General features: G+C 56.5%; 10 protein-coding genes. 4 read left to right on the forward strand and 6 right to left on the reverse strand.

Annotated elements, in window-relative coordinates; genetic code table 11:
• Both AC13CN_RS14030 and AC13CN_RS14035 read right to left on the reverse strand, forming a co-directional pair.
• Window positions 1-3,906 carry an ATP-binding protein gene (locus AC13CN_RS14030; RefSeq protein WP_062360370.1) on the reverse strand — a complete coding sequence of 1,302 codons (3,906 nt, stop codon included), beginning with the start codon at window positions 3,904-3,906 and terminating at the stop codon, window positions 1-3.
• Window positions 3,907-3,935: 29 nt separating this feature from the next.
• On the reverse strand, window positions 3,936-4,592 hold the full coding sequence (locus AC13CN_RS14035) for a MiaE family protein (RefSeq protein WP_062360372.1): 657 nt from the start codon (window positions 4,590-4,592) through the stop codon (window positions 3,936-3,938).
• Between the two features lie 524 nt (window positions 4,593-5,116).
• Between AC13CN_RS14035 and acnB the strand changes: the two genes are divergently transcribed.
• The 3 genes from acnB (at window position 5,117) to AC13CN_RS14050 (ending at window position 10,315) form a co-directional block, all read left to right on the forward strand.
• On the forward strand, window positions 5,117-7,720 hold the full coding sequence (acnB, locus tag AC13CN_RS14040; RefSeq protein ID WP_062360374.1) for a bifunctional aconitate hydratase 2/2-methylisocitrate dehydratase: 2,604 nt from the start codon (window positions 5,117-5,119) through the stop codon (window positions 7,718-7,720).
• A gap of 150 nt (window positions 7,721-7,870) precedes the next feature.
• Window positions 7,871-8,365: a ribonuclease E activity regulator RraA gene (rraA, locus tag AC13CN_RS14045; RefSeq protein ID WP_062360376.1), complete on the forward strand. Its 495-nt coding sequence runs from the start codon at window positions 7,871-7,873 to the stop codon at window positions 8,363-8,365.
• A 6-nt stretch (window positions 8,366-8,371) separates the two neighbouring features.
• On the forward strand, window positions 8,372-10,315 hold the full coding sequence (locus tag AC13CN_RS14050) for a glycerophosphodiester phosphodiesterase family protein (protein WP_153016729.1): 1,944 nt from the start codon (window positions 8,372-8,374) through the stop codon (window positions 10,313-10,315).
• Window positions 10,316-10,330: 15 nt separating this feature from the next.
• Here AC13CN_RS14050 and ggt read toward each other — a convergent pair whose 3' ends face one another.
• Complete coding sequence (gene ggt / locus AC13CN_RS14055; RefSeq protein WP_062360380.1) at window positions 10,331-12,118, reverse strand: gamma-glutamyltransferase; 1,788 nt, start codon at window positions 12,116-12,118, stop codon at window positions 10,331-10,333.
• Window positions 12,119-12,269: 151 nt separating this feature from the next.
• The gene (gene ppsA, locus AC13CN_RS14060; protein ID WP_062360382.1) at window positions 12,270-14,654 is read right to left on the reverse strand and encodes a phosphoenolpyruvate synthase; all 2,385 of its coding nucleotides are present in this window, start codon (window positions 14,652-14,654) and stop codon (window positions 12,270-12,272) included.
• Window positions 14,655-14,890: 236 nt separating this feature from the next.
• Between ppsA and ppsR the strand changes: the two genes are divergently transcribed.
• Window positions 14,891-15,724 carry a posphoenolpyruvate synthetase regulatory kinase/phosphorylase PpsR gene (gene ppsR / locus AC13CN_RS14065; protein ID WP_044628288.1) on the forward strand — a complete coding sequence of 278 codons (834 nt, stop codon included), beginning with the start codon at window positions 14,891-14,893 and terminating at the stop codon, window positions 15,722-15,724.
• 12 nt (window positions 15,725-15,736) lie between these two features.
• Here the strand turns inward: ppsR and AC13CN_RS14070 are convergent, their stop codons facing one another.
• Both AC13CN_RS14070 and nagZ read right to left on the reverse strand, forming a co-directional pair.
• Window positions 15,737-16,315, reverse strand: coding sequence for a hypoxanthine-guanine phosphoribosyltransferase (locus AC13CN_RS14070; RefSeq protein ID WP_054640851.1), 579 nt, complete (start codon window positions 16,313-16,315; stop codon window positions 15,737-15,739).
• A 47-nt stretch (window positions 16,316-16,362) separates the two neighbouring features.
• Window positions 16,363-17,373, reverse strand: coding sequence for a beta-N-acetylhexosaminidase (gene nagZ, locus AC13CN_RS14075; protein ID WP_062360384.1), 1,011 nt, complete (start codon window positions 17,371-17,373; stop codon window positions 16,363-16,365).
• Window positions 17,374-17,439: the final 66 nt, after the last annotated feature.

Consider the following 17,439-nt stretch of genomic DNA (forward strand, 5'->3'; position numbering starts at 1 on the left):
TTAAGCCTCGTTTTCAGCACTCAGCGAGTGGGGCAAACGGCGACCCAGTAGGCTAACCCAGCGCACCAGCACCGGTGCATCACTGTGGCTAACCTCGCTCAATAGGCGACGGAACGCCTCTTTTGCCTGCTGATCATTGGGTGAAATCCGCGTAAGCCAAAGCTCCAAGGCCGCTAACTCTTGATGGCGGTTGCCGTGTTCCCGTGACTGCACAATCGCCATTTCGGCAAGCGCCTTTACTTCACTGGCCGGGTGCCCCAGCAAGTCACGCACTCTGGCCAGTTGAGTCGCCAACTCGGGCAAAAAGAGCGTGGTGCGCTCTCGGGCAATCACCAAACATTGATCCAGATACTCCTCGGCGGCCTTTAACTCGCCAAGTTCAATACAGGCATCTGAGTACCAAAGGACGGGGCGCTGGAAACGATCTCGCCCATTCAGCTCAGCCATCTGGTCCAGACTATCTCTTAATTGAACTAAACCAGCGTGATCCCCCGCCATGGCCCTCTGCCAACCCAACACACCTTGGGCGGAGAGTTGCCACAGCTGAAGGTCCGGCGTGCCCGTCATGGCGGCCGCGCGCTCAGCATGGCGTGCCGCAAGATGCACATGCCCTAATTGGCGATAGAGCGCTGCGGCAAACATTAACGCCATGGCAAGCGTTCCCGGATGACCAATTTTCTCAGCAAGACGGATGGCTGACGAGACGTGACGCTCGGCGCGCTGATAGTCGCCACGTAAACAGAGTGCCCAGCCCTGGAAGCAGGCAGCTGTCACTTGCGGGTGATCCGAGAAGGGCAGCCACTCGATCATCATTTGCGCATTGAGCGGGTCGATTTCATCCAGGTGGTCATGGGCCTGCTGAATTCGTCCGACCCAGTACTCACAGTGCGCCCGGGCATAGTCGGCCAAACGGCGATAGCGTGGGTCTTCCAGACGCTCCGCAATATCCGCCAAGGTAGAGGCAAGTGCAAACGCATCGGCATGGGCGTAGCGCTGGCTGCGGCCTACCCACAGCCCCCACTTGACTAGGAAAATTTGTTCTAAATCTTCCGGGTCGTCCGGCGAATCACCACCGGATTGACTCAGCAGCTCCCGGGCGCGCACAAAGCTTTCGTGGGCAGTGGGCGAGCCATGGCCTTCCAGCGCAAACGCTGCCTGCCCACGCACGGTAAGCAGGCTGACCTCACGCTCCACTTCATGGTCAACGTGGCGCAAACTGGCCAACCCGAAGTCGGCCATCCGCAGCGCCGTACGGTTCGCGCTCACCTTCAGCGCTTCACGGGCAGACAGTTCGAAATAGCGCGCGCCTCGAGCGTAGTGGCCGCTGCGGCGCAGATGGGTGGCGAAATCCCCCGGATGGCGGCTGATCCACACAGGGAAACGCTCTTCAATCAGCGTAACGACCTGCTGGTGCAGCTTGACCCGTACATCCCGAGGGCAGGAGAGATAAGCCGCTTCTTGTAGTAGCTGATGGCTAAACTGGTACTCGTGCTCGCCGCTCTCTTTATCAACCGGCTCAATAATTTCCAGCAGGCGCATATGCTCTACGGCTTGAGAAATCCGCGCTTTATCCCAGCCGCTGCATTCAGCCAGGAAGTCGAGGCGGAAGCGTTTACCCAGCACCGCCGCAATATGGGCAATTTCCCGATCCCCTTCCAGCTGATCGATACGGCTGGCCAGCAGGCCAAGCAGCCCTTTGGGCAATTCATCGAACTGAACACTACGCCCTTCGCGACGATCCATATCCAGGCGACGGCAAATCTCCTGCATATAGAGCGGCACGCCATCGCATCGCTCAATAATTTGGTTACGCAGTCGAGGGCTTAAATGCATACGATAGCGGCGCGATAGCTGGGAGAGCAGCCGAGACGACTGCAGCGCATCGAGCTTGCCGAGGGTAATTTGCTGATCCCAATGCAGCTTCACTGGTAGCGCTTCACGACCGTGATGACTGGCCACCAGCATGAAGGCTGTATTGATGGGCAAACGAGCTTGTAAACCGGCCAATACTTTGAAGGAGGGTTCGTCCAACCACTGTAGATCATCAACCATCAAGACGAGAGTCTGGGCGCCAGCGCGCTGGTCGATCAGACGGTGCAGCAGTTTCACGACCAACTCTACCGCTTCCCCGCTTTGGGTAAGCTGAGTAATTTCCTGAACGTCCCTAACCCCCAGCGCCTCTTCCAACAGCTGTTGGCGAGCATCGTCTAGCGCTGTATCACCCAACGATGCCTGCAACTCATGCAATGCTTCTTGAGTAGGCGTGGCGCCTAGATGCCACGCCAAGAGAGAACGGGCCACCCCGTAAGGCTCTAACACCGACAAGCGTGTGGTTGGCTGCCAACAGATAGCGGCGTCGCGGCTAAGTTCAAGCTGACGAAAACCAACCATCAGCGCCGATTTTCCCATGCCTGAGGCCCCCCGCACCAAGACACTTTGCCTTAAGCCGATACCCGCTCTTGCCAGCGCATCACGCAGCGTACGCAGAGACGTTTCGCGGCCGACCAGACTGGGCGGCAGCGCATCCCGGCCGCCTTCATTCTGGCCTAACACCAGCGCCCGCAAGCGCACTCGACCATCGCTTGCCATCAAGCGCGACACCAAGCGCGGCTGCAGGTCCAGCGCCGGGGGCATGTGCTGGCTGGCTTCTTGAGAAATCACTAGTTCACTACCTTCAGCAGCGCCCATTAGCTCAAGGGAGACCTGGGTGACTTGGCCAAGCGGGTCAGCCAACTGGCGTTCAGGCAGATAGACCACACGGCCGCTATGTAACCCAGCCGCCAGCTCAAACGAAGGCGCTTCCCCTTCCCCACTCCAATGGCGCTGAGTTTCCTGCGGCAGCGCTTGGCGGCAGTGTTCATAGAGCGCTACCAGCTCGGCAAGCTGATGCGCAGGGCCGTGGGTGCCGAAACACGCCAGTCCCAAACCGCCGGTGGCCCCAGGCAGCCAGAAGCCACCTAAGTGATGGCACTGCTGCTCTAGCCAGCGCAATAGTTCCAGCTGAAGCGCTAGACAGTTACGAGTTGCCGCCCGGTCTTGCCAGTCGCCTTTCAGACGTAAGCGAATCGCCATGACCGACAGTTGGCGAAGCTCAATCTCATCTTCACGCAGCGGCTTACTATCGGCTGCCAGTGCACGAGAAAAAGCGCCCTGGGGCGACAAGGCTCGCGGGTCGTGGTGGCCGTCCGACCAGTAGCTGGCCAACTGTAAGAAACCGGGCTCCGGCTGCTGGCCCGACAGCGCGAGCAACTGCAAATAGCTGTTGTACTGTTCATGAGCAGCGGCCATTTGATTGTTTTCGGCCAGTTGACGCACCAAACGTTCATGGAAAGGCCCATAGCCTGAAAAGCGGCTCACCAGGCCTTCCAGCATGTCGTCTGGCGTTTCGTCATGAGCCTCAAGCACTTGCTCGGCAAACCGGATCACCCGCTGACGCCACTCATTGCGCACCTGCACTAGCCAACGCTGAAATTCGCTGCAACTTGCCAACTGCAACTCTTCAATTAGATCGCCTTGGTAGCATGACATCACCTCCTCAAGGGTTTCTAAATCCTTGGGGCCTTCTAGCAACTGCTGCAGGTCATGTAGATCTACCTGCCAGTGGGCAGGTAAATGAAAGGCGATAGTCTGTCGCGATACGTTCAATACCTGATCGGCGTTATCACCCATGGACTGACGCAGGCAGTGCAACGCGTGGCGCAAGTTGGTACGACCTGACGAAAGCCCCTGGTCTGGCCAGAGCAGCTCAGCCAGTGCCGCACGATTGACCGGCTGGCGATGCAACAAAAGATACACCAACAGGGCCTTAACTTTGTCGTAATTGAAATGAGTGAGTACATCCTCCCCCTGGGTTAAGGAGAAGTGACCAAACAAGGTCAGCTGGCCTGTCTGTTGAGCATCGCGCATGATACACATCCCGCCTGACTAGCAGCGCCTTAAGCGGGCACGCCGCTATGGAAACGAAACGCCGTATCCGGAGTCGTCATCAGCTCCGCTTCACGTGCGACAAAGAAGGCAATACGGTCATCAATCGGCTCAGCGGTCTGTTGACGCGCCAACAGCAGATAATCTTCAAAATGGCGCCCTTCTGACTTCACCAGCGTGCGGTAGAACTTCGCCAGTTCTTCGTCTAAGTAAGGGATAAGGCGGGCAAAGCGCTCACAGCTTCGTGCCTCAATTAATGCGCCAATAATCAGTACATCGATTAAGCGCTCAGGATCGTTACTGCGTAAATGTTTGCGCAGCCCCTCGGCATAGCGCGAGGCAGTGAGGTGATGATAGGCCACACCACGCTTTTCCATCAGGCCCACCACTTGTTCAAAGTGCAGCAGCTCTTCGCGGGCAAGCTGAGACATTTTGCTTAATAAAAGCGGCTGATCGACATAGCGGTAAAGCAGGCTCATTGCGGTGGAAGCCGCCTTCTTCTCACACTGCGCATGGTCAATCAGCAGCGTTTCAGGATTGGCAAGCGCCCACTGCAACCACGCATCAGGCGTTGGGCAGGCAAGAAACTGATGCAGACTTTCTGGTAGCAAATCATCCGCTGAAAGGGAGTGATCTGCTGTTTTTAGTGCCACTAGTTGTATAGACATAATACCGCTACCGAGCGTTTATCTCACTATTGTATAACACATAAACGCCGTTGGCGTTTGTTCCCTAGCTATCCGAAGGCCACTTACTTAATGGCGCCTCAATTCTCATATAGCATATTTCTAATATATAAGCCCAGCTTATTTGGCGCTCCACACACCGCCTAAACCACTTCACTACGTTACTTAATAACGAATTAATCGTATGCCTATGGTAACGCGGCATCACAATAATCACACCCGCGCTTACCTCAAAACACCCCTGCTGGTAAAAAACTTTCAGATTTTGGGCACATTAACTAAAAAAGCCGCAAGAAAGGAGCTCAATATCAGCGCCTCAACATAAAGTACAAGCAGGCACTTAGCTTGGCTTCTTAACATTGTCGACAGTTTCCCGTAGAATCCCTTTCATCCACCAGACGCTGTTTGTCAAGCGTCTGTCACGTGTCCGAACGCCTCACCCACCGTGCTAGTAGTCGTTCGGCACCACTGATTCATCACTACGAAGAAGATGAGAGGGCCCCAACGTGCTTGAAGCTTACCGCCAACATGTCGAGGAACGCGCCGCAGAGGGCGTCCCGCCTAAGCCCCTGACCGCCGAGCAAGTCGCGGCCTTGATCGAATTACTCAAAGCGCCCCCGGCCGGTGAAGAGGAATTCATTCTCGACTTAATCACCAATCGCGTTCCTCCCGGTGTCGACGAAGCCGCCTACGTCAAAGCTGGCTTCTTGACGGCCATTGCCAAAGGGGAAGCGACCTCTCCGCTGATCGATAAAATTCACGCGGTCAAACTGCTGGGCACCATGCAGGGCGGCTACAACATCGCCACCCTGGTCGAGCTGCTGGACGATGCCGAGCTCGCCAAGGAGGCCGGCGAACAGCTCAAGCACACCCTGCTGATGTTCGATGCCTTCCACGACGTGGAAGAGCGCGCCAAGGCCGGCAACGCGGTGGCCAAGGACGTCATGCAGTCCTGGGCCGAGGCCGAGTGGTTCCTCTCCAAGCCGGCACTGGCCGAGAAGATCACCCTCACCGTCTTCAAGGTGCCGGGCGAGACCAACACCGACGACCTCTCCCCCGCGCCGGACGCCTGGTCGCGCCCCGATATTCCACTGCATGCCAACGCCATGCTCAAGAACGAGCGCGAAGGCATCGTGCCTGAAGTGCCCGGCACCACCGGCCCGCTGAAGCAGATCGAGGAAGTGAAGGCCAAGGGCTTCCCGGTCGCCTACGTGGGCGACGTGGTCGGCACTGGCTCCTCGCGCAAGTCGGCCACCAACTCCGTGCTGTGGTTCTTCGGCGACGACATCCCCTACGTGCCCAACAAGCGCGCCGGCGGTTTCTGCTTCGGCGGCAAGATCGCCCCGATCTTCTTCAACACCATGGAAGACGCCGGTGCCCTGCCCGTCGAGATGGATGTCTCCAAACTCGAGATGGGCGACGTGATCGACGTCTACCCCTATGAAGGCAAAGTGTGCAAGCACGGCACCGACGAGGTACTGACCACCTTCGAACTCAAGACCCAGGTGATCCTCGACGAGGTGCGCGCCGGTGGCCGTATCCCGCTGATCATCGGCCGTGGCCTGACCGGTAAAGCGCGCGAGTCGCTAGGCTTGGCGCCTTCAGACGTTTTCCGACTGCCCGATCAGCCGGCCGATACCGGCAAAGGCTTTACGCTAGCGCAGAAGATGGTGGGTAAGGCTTGCGGCATGGACGGCGTTCGTCCCGGCATGTACTGCGAACCGAAGATGACCACCGTAGGCTCCCAGGACACCACTGGCCCGATGACCCGCGACGAGCTGAAAGATCTTGCTTGTCTTGGTTTCCAAGCCGATCTGGTCATGCAGTCCTTCTGCCACACGGCGGCTTATCCGAAACCGGTTGACGTAGACACTCACCACACCCTGCCGGACTTCATCATGAACCGTGGTGGCGTCTCGCTGCGCCCCGGCGACGGCATCATCCACAGCTGGTTGAACCGCATGCTGCTGCCGGATACCGTGGGCACCGGCGGTGACTCGCACACCCGCTTCCCGCTGGGCATTTCGTTCCCTGCCGGTTCTGGCCTGGTGGCCTTCGCCGCTGCTACGGGCGTCATGCCGCTGGACATGCCGGAATCCGTTCTGGTGCGTTTCAAAGGCAAGCGCCAGCCGGGCGTCACCCTGCGCGACTTGGTTCACGCCATTCCGTTGTACGCCATCAAACAAGGCCTACTGACCGTCGAGAAATCCGGCAAGAAAAACGCCTTCTCTGGTCGCGTGCTGGAGATCGAAGGCCTGGAAGACCTCACCGTTGAGCAGGCATTTGAGCTTTCCGACGCGTCCGCTGAGCGTAGCGCCGCTGGCTGTACCATTACGCTGTCTGAAGAGAGCGTGACCGAGTACCTGAAATCCAACATCACGCTGCTGAAGTGGATGATTGCTAATGGCTACGGCGACGAGCGCACCATCAGCCGTCGTATCGAAGGCATGGAAGCGTGGCTGGCCAACCCGAGCCTAATGCGCGCCGACAAAGACGCCGAGTACGCCGAAGTCATCGAGATCGACCTCTCTGACATTAAAGAGCCGGTTCTTTGCGCCCCGAACGACCCGGATGACGCCCGCTTACTGTCTGATGTTGCCGGTGAGAAAATCGACGAGGTGTTTATCGGTTCGTGCATGACCAACATTGGTCACTTCCGCGCGGCAGGTAAATTGCTCGAAAAACAGCCTGCGGGCAGCCTGAAAACCCGCTTGTGGCTTGCGCCACCGACCAAAATGGATCAGCACCAGCTGACCGAAGAGGGTTACTACGGCATCTATGGCCGTGCAGGCGCCCGCATGGAAATGCCGGGATGTTCACTGTGTATGGGTAACCAGGCACGCGTTGCAGCGAAGAGCACTGTGGTGTCCACGTCTACACGTAACTTCCCGAACCGTCTGGGCGATGGTGCAAATGTTTACCTCGCCTCGGCAGAGCTAGCAGCGGTTGCTGCTGTAGAAGGTCGTCTGCCGACCGTTGATGAGTATCAGCGTTACATGGGTGAGTTTGACGCCATGGCAGGCGAGATCTATCGCTACATGAACTTCCACGAAATCGAGGAGTATCAAAAAATCGCCTCGAACGTGATTCCGGTAGCCCAAGAGGCTTAATCGCCAGTGGCACCGACCCATCGCCGATGCTCGCAACATCGCAGCCTGGGTAATCCCTCGCTGAGCCGATGACAGAGCGCCCCTTCCTATTGAGGTTGGGGCGTTTTTTATGACGCTGTGAACATAGCGCTGTAACCATAGGAGTAACTCATGACAACGACAACCCAAATGGTCACCCCCGATCTATGCGACGCTTACCCCGACGTAGAGGTGCTAGAGCCCCTCTTTGCTAACTTCGGCGGTGTCGACAGCTTTTATGGCCCAATTCGCACGGTAAAGTGCTTCGAAGATAACTCAATGGTCAAACAGGCTGTAGCGGAGCCTGGCGAAGGTGCCGTACTGGTTGTGGATGCCGGTGGCTCTCATCGCTGCGCGATGTTAGGCGATATGCTGGCAGAGCAGGCAGCGCAAAATGGTTGGGCAGGCGTATTGATGTACGGTTGCGTGAGAGATGTCGACATTTTGGCCACGCTTCCTTTAGGCGTGCAGGCACTCGGCAGCCACCCGCGTAAAAGCGAAAAGCGCGGCGAAGGCCAGCGGGATATCGCCGTAACGTTTGCGGGCGTTACTTTAAGAGTTGGCCAGTGGCTGTATGCTGATAATAACGGCATTATCATCGCCGAGCAGCCCTTAAAGCTCTCCTAATCCCGCTTGTCAAGGGTGGCAGTTAGTGCCACCCTGATGCTTCACTCTGACACTTTTGTGACTATGCAGCCGCTCACTCAATTAGGCAACGCCCTTCTTCGCACTCTCCGAGATCACCTCCGTCCGCTCATAGCTTATCACTTGCTGTTTACCCTACTGGCCTCTGCCTTATTGGTACCGGCCGTTGCCTGGGTATCGCAACGCTTTTTGGCACAGCTAAACCGCACGGTGGTCACCACGGATGCACTCTTAGCGCTGCTCTTCAGCCCATTAGGGCTATTGGTCATGCTGGTGGGCCTTGGCTTTACGTTTTTACTCATTTACTGGCAGCAGGCTGGCATGTTGCAAGTGGCTGTCCGGCCAAAAGATAACCATTACCGGCTAGCGTTCGAGGCGCTCTGGTTGAGCACACGACGGCTTCCCGCTCTGGCGGTGCTGGTGATTCTCCAGGTCGGGGCTCACCTATTGCTGCTTGCCCCTTTTATGATGGCGCTTACCTGGCTATACGATCTATGGCTTAGCGGTGTCGACCCCTACTATTTGCAGCGCATTCGCCCTCCTGTGCTGTGGTACTTTTTAGCTTGCGCGACACCGTTGGTGGTTATCTGGATGATCTTAGCAGCGTGGCTGTATCTGCGCTGGCTGCTGGCACTGCCACTAGTGTCGCTGGAATCTTGCTCACCGTATCAAGCACTCACGCGAAGCGTTTATTTAACACGTGGCTGGCACCGCTCTATTGGAGTGGCTGTGCTCACCCTGCTACTGATCATTATTAGCTTACCCATTATTACCACATGGCTGTTTGACACGCTGGTCACGCCCTTATTGTGGTGGCTACCAGAGCACAACACGGTGCTGATTCCAGCGATGCTGGCCTATTTAACCGGCTATGTGCTGGTAACACTCACCATCACTTTCCTCGGTATTGCTACTAACGCTCTGCTGTCCGCCTGCCTCTACTTACAGCTGGCCCATCACGAACCACGCCCTGCGCCGCCTTCCCACGATGCCCACCCTGGACGCATGGCATGGGCGATTGAACTTAGCGTGCTGCTGCTCGCAGGGCTACAGGCGTGGTGGATTCTTAACAGTTTTGAGATTCGCGATAACGTGGCCATCATCGCCCATCGCGGAAGCTCCATGGTGGCACCGGAAAACACCCTTGCTGCCGTGTCTCAAGCGCTGGAGGATGGCGCTGACGCCGTAGAGCTGGATGTTCGCCTGAGTGCCGATAATCAGGTCATGCTCTATCACGACCGAACGCTCGCCCGCCTCACCAGTGATCCTCGAGAATTTGGCGACCTCACCCGTAGCGAACTCAGCGAGTTTGATGTGGGTAGTTGGTTTGGCGACGCCTTTCAAGGGGAGCGCATAGCGGGGCTGGATGAAGCGTTGGCCGCCGTCCGCGGGCGCGCATCGCTGATGATCGATATGAAAGCCCTACCGGGACAAGAAGAGAGGCTGGCACAAGCAGTCATCGATGCACTGGGGCAGGAAAGCGACATACGCTATCGCTGCTGGGCCACCCAGCACGAAGCACTAACAGCCGTGACGGCCTGCGGCTTTCCTAACGCACTGATGGATATGCGTCTGGCGACCACGTCGCCTGCACTGGTGCGCTACATCAAGCAACAGGCCCCGGGGCTGCGTGTTACTCTGCTAGCACAGCTCATTCTTCCAGGCACCCTAGACCGACGCCAATTTGATGCATTAGGCCTGCGGCATAACCGCATTAGCGCCCAAGAGGTGCGCCTGGCGGCGCTTTTCGGTTACGAGATTCATGCCTGGACGGTCAACGATCGGGCGCGCATGTCGGCGCTGATAGACCTCGGCGTTGATGCCATCATTACCGATTATCCTGATCGCTTGCACGCCTTAACAGAAGACCGCCGTGCGCTAAGCGACGGCGGTCTTATGCTGGTCAAGCTACGCAACTGGTTACGTCAGTAACAGTCGGGGCGTCGTTTACTCACCCATCACGACGCCTTCCCGACGCGGGTCGGCACCACCAAACAGTGTGCCATCCTCCAATCGCCGAATCGCCTGAAGGCCGCTCGTGAGCTCACGTTCGCTCACGTTGTGACCCCGCTCACGCAGCGATTCGATGATCTCTTCAGGGAAGCGACCCTCCTCTAAGTAAACATCACCACCCAACGTAATCGCATGGGGAAGACTCAGCGCTTCCTGAGCGTTCAACCCCCAATCGCGCATCGCTGCCAATGTCCGAGCAGTATAGTGGATGATCGCGGCGCCACCAGGGGAGCCGAGGCTCGCCACCAACGCACCGGTTTCCTGATCAAATACCAAGGTGGGGCTCATACTAGAGCGTGGCCGCTTACCAGGCTCCACTCGGTTAGCCACCGGCTGCCCGTCCACCTCAGGAGTAAAAGAGAAATCCGTCAGCTCGTTATTCAATAAATAGCCGCCAGGCAGGTCAGTGCCGCCATCTGCCAGAATACGTGAACCAAAGGCTTGCTCAATGGTGGTCGTCATCGCAATCGCATTGCCATCGGCATCCACAATGCTGATATGGCTGGTGCCATACTCAGGTTGCTCGGGCTGGCTGGCAAAGCTAACGGTCAATTCACCTGGATTGCCCGGTTCGGCGCTCTCACCCATGCTCTCTTCACCGATTAGCTCGCTGCGTTTACCAAGGTAGTCAGGCGCTAGCATGAGCGACCAGTCACCGCCCGGTGCCTCGACAAAGTCAGGGTCAGCGATGTAGCGGCCCCGGTCAGCAAACGCCAGCCGCGAGGCTTCTAGAAATTGATGCAGCCAGCCACTACTGGTCACGCCATTTTCCAGCGGCGCCTCCAACAGCGGTTGCTGGTCCAGCATACCGAGAATTTGCATGATCGTTAGATGGCCAGAAGAGGGAGGAGGAAACCCGCACACTTCCCACTGCTGCCAGGGGGTGCATAGCGGCTCACGCTCAAGAGATTGGTAACCACTGATGTCATCAAGCGAGATCTTACCGGGTCGAACCGGATGCGACTGCACCTGCTCAACGAGATCCTCCGCGACCTCACCTTCATAAAAGGCAGCGCTGCCCTCTTCTGCAATGCGACGCAAAATAGCGGCTAAGGCAGGATTTTTTAGTGTGGTGCCCACTTCCAGGGGCTCTCCATCGGCGGAGTAATAAAACGCTTGAGCCAGGTCGTTTTCGCGCAGATATTCGTCATTAGCCAGGCTGGTGTGCAGCCGCTGGCTCACCGCGAACCCCTCTTCCGCCAGTGTAATCGCGGGGGTAAAGAGTTCTTGCCAAGCCAACTGGCCGTGCTCAGCATGGGCCTGTTCCAACATACGCAAGGTACCGGGCACGCCCACCGACAACCCGCTGGCGACCGCTTCCATAAAAGGCAGCGGCTCGCCATCTTCCATAAAGAGCTCGCCGGTTACGGCGGCAGGCGCCGTTTCACGGCCATCATAAGCCTGTACATCAGCACCATCAAAGTGCATCAAAAATGCGCCGCCACCAATCCCACTGGATTGCGGCTCCACCAGAGTTAATACCATTTGTACGGCGACCGCCGCATCAATGGCATTCCCCCCAGCCTTGAGCACCTGATAGCCCGCGTCGGTAGCCAGCGGGTTAGCCGCCGCCACCGCGAAGGAGTCTGCCGCCCATCCCGGCTTCTCCTCAAAGCCTGACCCTACTTCCGGTGTAATGGAGGGTGTTTCGTAACCAAACCCCCAACTCACCATTGGCGCCAGCAGTAAACCAGTGAGTGAGAGTGCCCTTTTTGGCAGCATAACCTTTCTCCTTAAACCGTGTCTCAGACGTGAATCACCAAGGCGTAACCGCCTTTTGAGCGCTCAAGCAATAGCGTAGCCTATAAAACGACTGCGCCCGGCACAATGGCCAGGCGCAAAATAGCAAGCACGCTAATCAAGCTGAAGGAGGCTAAGCAATAGTTTCCCCCGCCAACATGAACCACGTTTCCAGCACTGCATCGGGGTTGAGTGACACGGAGTCAATGCCCTGCTCCATCAACCACTTGGCAAGATCCGGGTGGTCCGAAGGGCCTTGGCCGCAGATCCCCACGTACTTACCTTTCTCTTTACAGGCCTTAATAGCCATGGCCAGCAGCTTTTTCACCGCGGGGTTACGTTCGTCAAACAAGTGCGCGACGATGCCCGAGTCTCGATCCAAACCCAGCGTTAACTGGGTAAGGTCATTCGAGCCAATGGAGAAGCCATCGAAATACTCGAGGAACTCGTCCGCCAATAGCGCGTTGGCAGGCAATTCACACATCATGATGACCTTCAAACCATCAGGGTGCTCATCACCGCCACGCTGCAAACCGTTAGCCGCTAGCAGATCGACTACTTCACGCGCTTCATCCGTGGTGCGCACAAACGGCACCATGATTTCGACGTTGGTCAGCCCCATGTCGTCACGCACACGTTTCAGCGCGCGACATTCGAGCTCGAAACAAGGACGAAATGCCTCGGAGATATAGCGAGAAGCCCCACGGAAACCCAGCATAGGGTTCTCTTCACCGGGCTCGTAGAGCTTACCGCCTATCAGGTTTTCATACTCGTTGGACTTAAAATCCGACAACCGAACGATCACGCGCTGCGGATGAAAAGCAGCAGCTAGCGTGGAAATTCCCTCCACCAGCTTATCGACGTAGAAGCTCACCGGATCGGCGTAACCAGCAGTACGTAGATCGATCACCTGCTGTAGATCAGCAGGCAGCGTATCGTACTCAAGCAGCGCTTTCGGGTGCACACCAATCATGCGATTGATGATGAATTCAAGACGCGCCAAGCCAACGCCTGCATGGGGCAAACTAGCGAAACCGAAAGCGCGATCCGGGTTGCCCACGTTCATCATAATTTTAAACGGAATCTCCGGCATGGAATCAACGCTGGACACGTTGCAGTCAAAAGCCAGCAACCCTTCATAAACGTGGCCGGTATCCCCTTCCGCACACGAAACCGTAACGTCAATGCCTTCTTGTAGCTGCGTGGTCGCATCGCCACAGCCAACCACCGCAGGAATGCCCAATTCCCGGGCAATAATCGCCGCGTGGCAGGTACGCCCACCACGGTTAGTCACGATTGCCGAGGCGCGCTTCATGATGGGCTCCCAATCTGGGTCCGTCATGTCGGTGACCAAGATGTCGCCTTCTTGAATTTTGTCCATCTCGTCTGGGCTGAGGACAATCTTAACTGCCCCGCTGCCGATACGCTGGCCAATGGCACGGCCAGTAATCAGCGTGCGCCCTTTCTCACGCAGTTGGAAGCGCTCAAGCTTACCGCCCTCCTGCTGTGACACGACGGTTTCAGGACGCGCTTGAACGATATAGAGCTTGCCGTCATCGCCATCCAATGCCCACTCAATATCCATCGGGCGCTGGTAGTGTTGCTCAATGGTCACTGCTTGACGAGCAAGATCCATCACCTGCTCATCGTTGATGCAGAAGCGGCCACGGTCTTTGAAAGGCACGTCAACGGTTTCAACAGATTTACCGGCGCTGGCATCTTGGCCGTAAACCATCTTGATCAACTTGGACCCTAACGTGCGGCGCAGAACGGCCGGGCGGCCAGCAGCCAGGGTGGGCTTGTGAACATAGAACTCGTCAGGATTGACGGCTCCCTGCACCACGGTTTCGCCCAGCCCCCAAGAGGCCGTGACAAAAACGGCATCACGGTAGCCAGATTCGGTATCCAGGGTAAACATAACGCCTGATGCGCCGGTTTCAGAGCGCACCATCTTTTGAACGCCCGCTGACAGCGCAACATTCTCGTGGGCGTAGCCACGATGCACACGGTAGGAGATGGCGCGATCGTTAAACAGCGAGGCAAACACTTCATGCACCGCATGTTTGATATTGGCAAAACCTTCAATGTTCAAGAAGGTTTCCTGCTGCCCAGCGAAGGAGGCATCGGGAAGGTCTTCCGCCGTGGCGGAGCTGCGCACGGCTACTTTGAGGCTTGGATGTTGCGTTTGGAGCTGTTCGTAGGCATCGCGAAGCGCGGCTTCAAAGCCAGGCGGCAGCGGTGTATCAATGATCCACTGACGAATCGTTTTTCCTGCCTCAGCCAGTGCTTTGACATCATCGACATCTAAACGAGCAAGCTTGTCATTAATGCGGTCGTTCAGACCTTCGTGAGAGAGAAACTCGCGGTATGCGTGAGCAGTGGTCGCGAAGCCGCCTGGCACCGTGACGCCTACACCCGATAAATTGGAAATCATTTCGCCAAGCGAAGCGTTTTTACCACCCACGCGTTCGACGTCTGCCATACCTAGCTGATCGAACCACAGAATGTACTCTTCCACGCAACCCCCTCGCTTTTAGACTTCGTTACGACCCGTTGGGACGACACTAATAGACGTTGTCACCCTAGCACTGCGGCAGCGTATTCGCCATTGGTCTAACAGCGAAGGGAGTGGAGGATTTTTACAACAAATACACAAAATTAGCGTTTTATGTAGTATCGACTAGGCGTTGTGCTCATCGTTTGCACAGCACACAATAGCTTATCTATGAACATGGCAGACTGGCGGATCAGGTTATGAAACGAACAGCTTTCTTTATTTCGGATGGCACCGGCATCACCGCAGAAAGCTTAGGGCGCAGTCTCTTAGCGCAGTTCAGTGATGTGGAGATCAATATGCTGACTAAACCGTATATTGATACGGTTGAAAAAGCACAGGCACTGGCACAGATTATCGAATCGACCGCCGTACGCGATGGCTGTAGACCGATTATCATTGATACGATTGTGGATCAACAGATTCGTAACGTTATCCGCCAAGCGTCGGGGTTTAAGGTCGATATTTTTTCGACGTTTCTAGAACCCCTTGAGCAGGAGCTGGAAACGCACTCTTCCTACAGCGTCGGCAGAACACACTCCATCGGTAGCGACGACGTATATATGGATCGCATCCACTCGGTTCACTTTGCACTCGATAACGACGATGGAGCACGCACCCACCAATACGACAAAGCCGATATTATTCTAGTGGGGGTTTCCCGCTGTGGTAAAACGCCGACCTCACTCTACTTGGCGCTGCAGTTCGGCATTCGCGCCGCGAACTATCCGCTCACCGAAGATGACCTGGATGAAGATGGCAGCTTGAAGCTACCCAAAGCGCTGGCACCTCATCGGCACAAGCTGTTTGGCCTTACCATTGATGCACGCCGACTCTCGGCCATTCGTAATGAACGCCGCCCCAATAGCCGCTATAGCTCGATGGATCAGTGCTTACAAGAAGTAGAGCAGGCAGAATCGCTGTACCGGGCAATGCATATTCCGTTTATTGATACGACGCGATTTTCAATAGAAGAGATCTCTACGCGCATGATTGCGGAAACCGGCCTAGCGAGGCGGTTCTCACCCCGCTAGGATTGCGCTAGCTTACATGCCCTTGGGAGCAAAAATTCCAGGGGCATTACGCCAGTAGCCTTTGTAGTCCATACCAAAACCAAACACGTAACGGTCGGCCACTTCTAGGCTGCAGTAATCTGCTTTTAATCCCGGAACGGCTTTGCGGTCGTGCTGCTTGTCGACCAACACTGCGGTAGTCACACTGGCCGCCTGGGCTTCTTTGCAGTATTCCAGAATGGCCGCTAGGGTTGCGCCTTCATCGAGGATGTCGTCAACAATCACTACATGTCGGCCCGCCATGGGAATTTCAGGCGATACGCGCCAGAAAAGCTCACCGCCGCGCAGCTCGTTGCGGTAACGGGTCGCATGTAAATAGTCCACTTCCAGCGGAAAACCAAGACGCGTCAGCAGATGCCCCGTGGTAATGAGCCCGCCATTCATAACGCAGTAAAACACCGGTAGCTTGTCGCCCAAGTCTCGCGTGATCTCTTCCGCCATGCGATCCAACGCTCGCTCAACCTGCTCTTGTGAAATCAGGCAGTCGGCGTTATCCATCAACTCACGCATAGAATCTAACGATTCAAGCGCTTCTTTATCCAACTTGGACATGCTACTTCTCCAAAAACATCTAATAAGAAAACGGTATAAAAATGGAATTAATTCGCTAGCGCTTCGAGCTTGGCATGCGTGCGGCGCCAACGGCCGAGTGCAGCCAGTGCATCCAGTTCAGGCCTAGCACGGCCGTAACGCAGCTTGGCAGGCCGTTTATTCAGCACCCCTTGGCAGGCCCCTAGTACCTCAATGGCTGCCGCTCGGTCATTGCAGATCAGCAACATATCGCAGCCAGCGGCCAGCGCCGCTTTGGCACGCTCAGCCGGGCCGCCTGCCTCATGCGCCCCCGTCATGCTTAAATCATCGGAAAAAATACACCCTTTGAACCCCAATGATTCACGCAGCATGCCTAACCAGTTGGGTGAGAACCCTGCAGGGCGAGTATCAAACGCTGAATAAGTCACGTGGGCAGGCATGACACCGTTCAACACACCCGCTAACTCGCGAAACGGCACGAGGTCTCGGGCTTTCAGCTCGGCCAGGGGTCGCTCATCCACTGGCAGCGCAATATGGGAATCCGCCGCCACTCCGCCATGGCCAGGAAAATGCTTACCAACTGCCGCCATGCCAGCTTCATGCAAGCCTTCGATAAAGGCGCGCCCTAGTTGGGCGACATGCTCTGGATCGCTGCTGAAACTACGGTCGCCAATGACGCTGGAGATACCGCTCTCAACATCCAACACTGGCGCAAAACTCATATCCAACCCACAGGCGGCCATTTCCATCCCCAGCAGCCAGCCTGTGTCTTTGGCTAAGGTGAGCCCTGCTACTGGGTCGCTGGCATACAGATCGCCAATTCGCGCCATGGCGGGCAGCTTGGTCACCCCTTTTTTGATCCGCTGGACTCGACCGCCCTCTTGGTCAATACCTAGCAGTAGATCACCACGCACACGACGAATACTGCTGCAGAGCTGCCGCACTTGGTACGCATCTTCGACATTACGGGCGAACAGGATAACGCCGCCCACCGCAGGGTCTTTTAGCAATGTCTTTTCAGCGTTGGATAACTGCGGCCCTTCTAGGTCAAGCATGACCGGGCCAATGGGTTGCGTCATGGGGAGGATCCGACAAAAAGGGCGCCATTTTAGACTAACCGCTTAGCGTGTCAAAATTCTGGCAGG

Source organism: Vreelandella sp. L-25, from assembly GCF_056857535.1.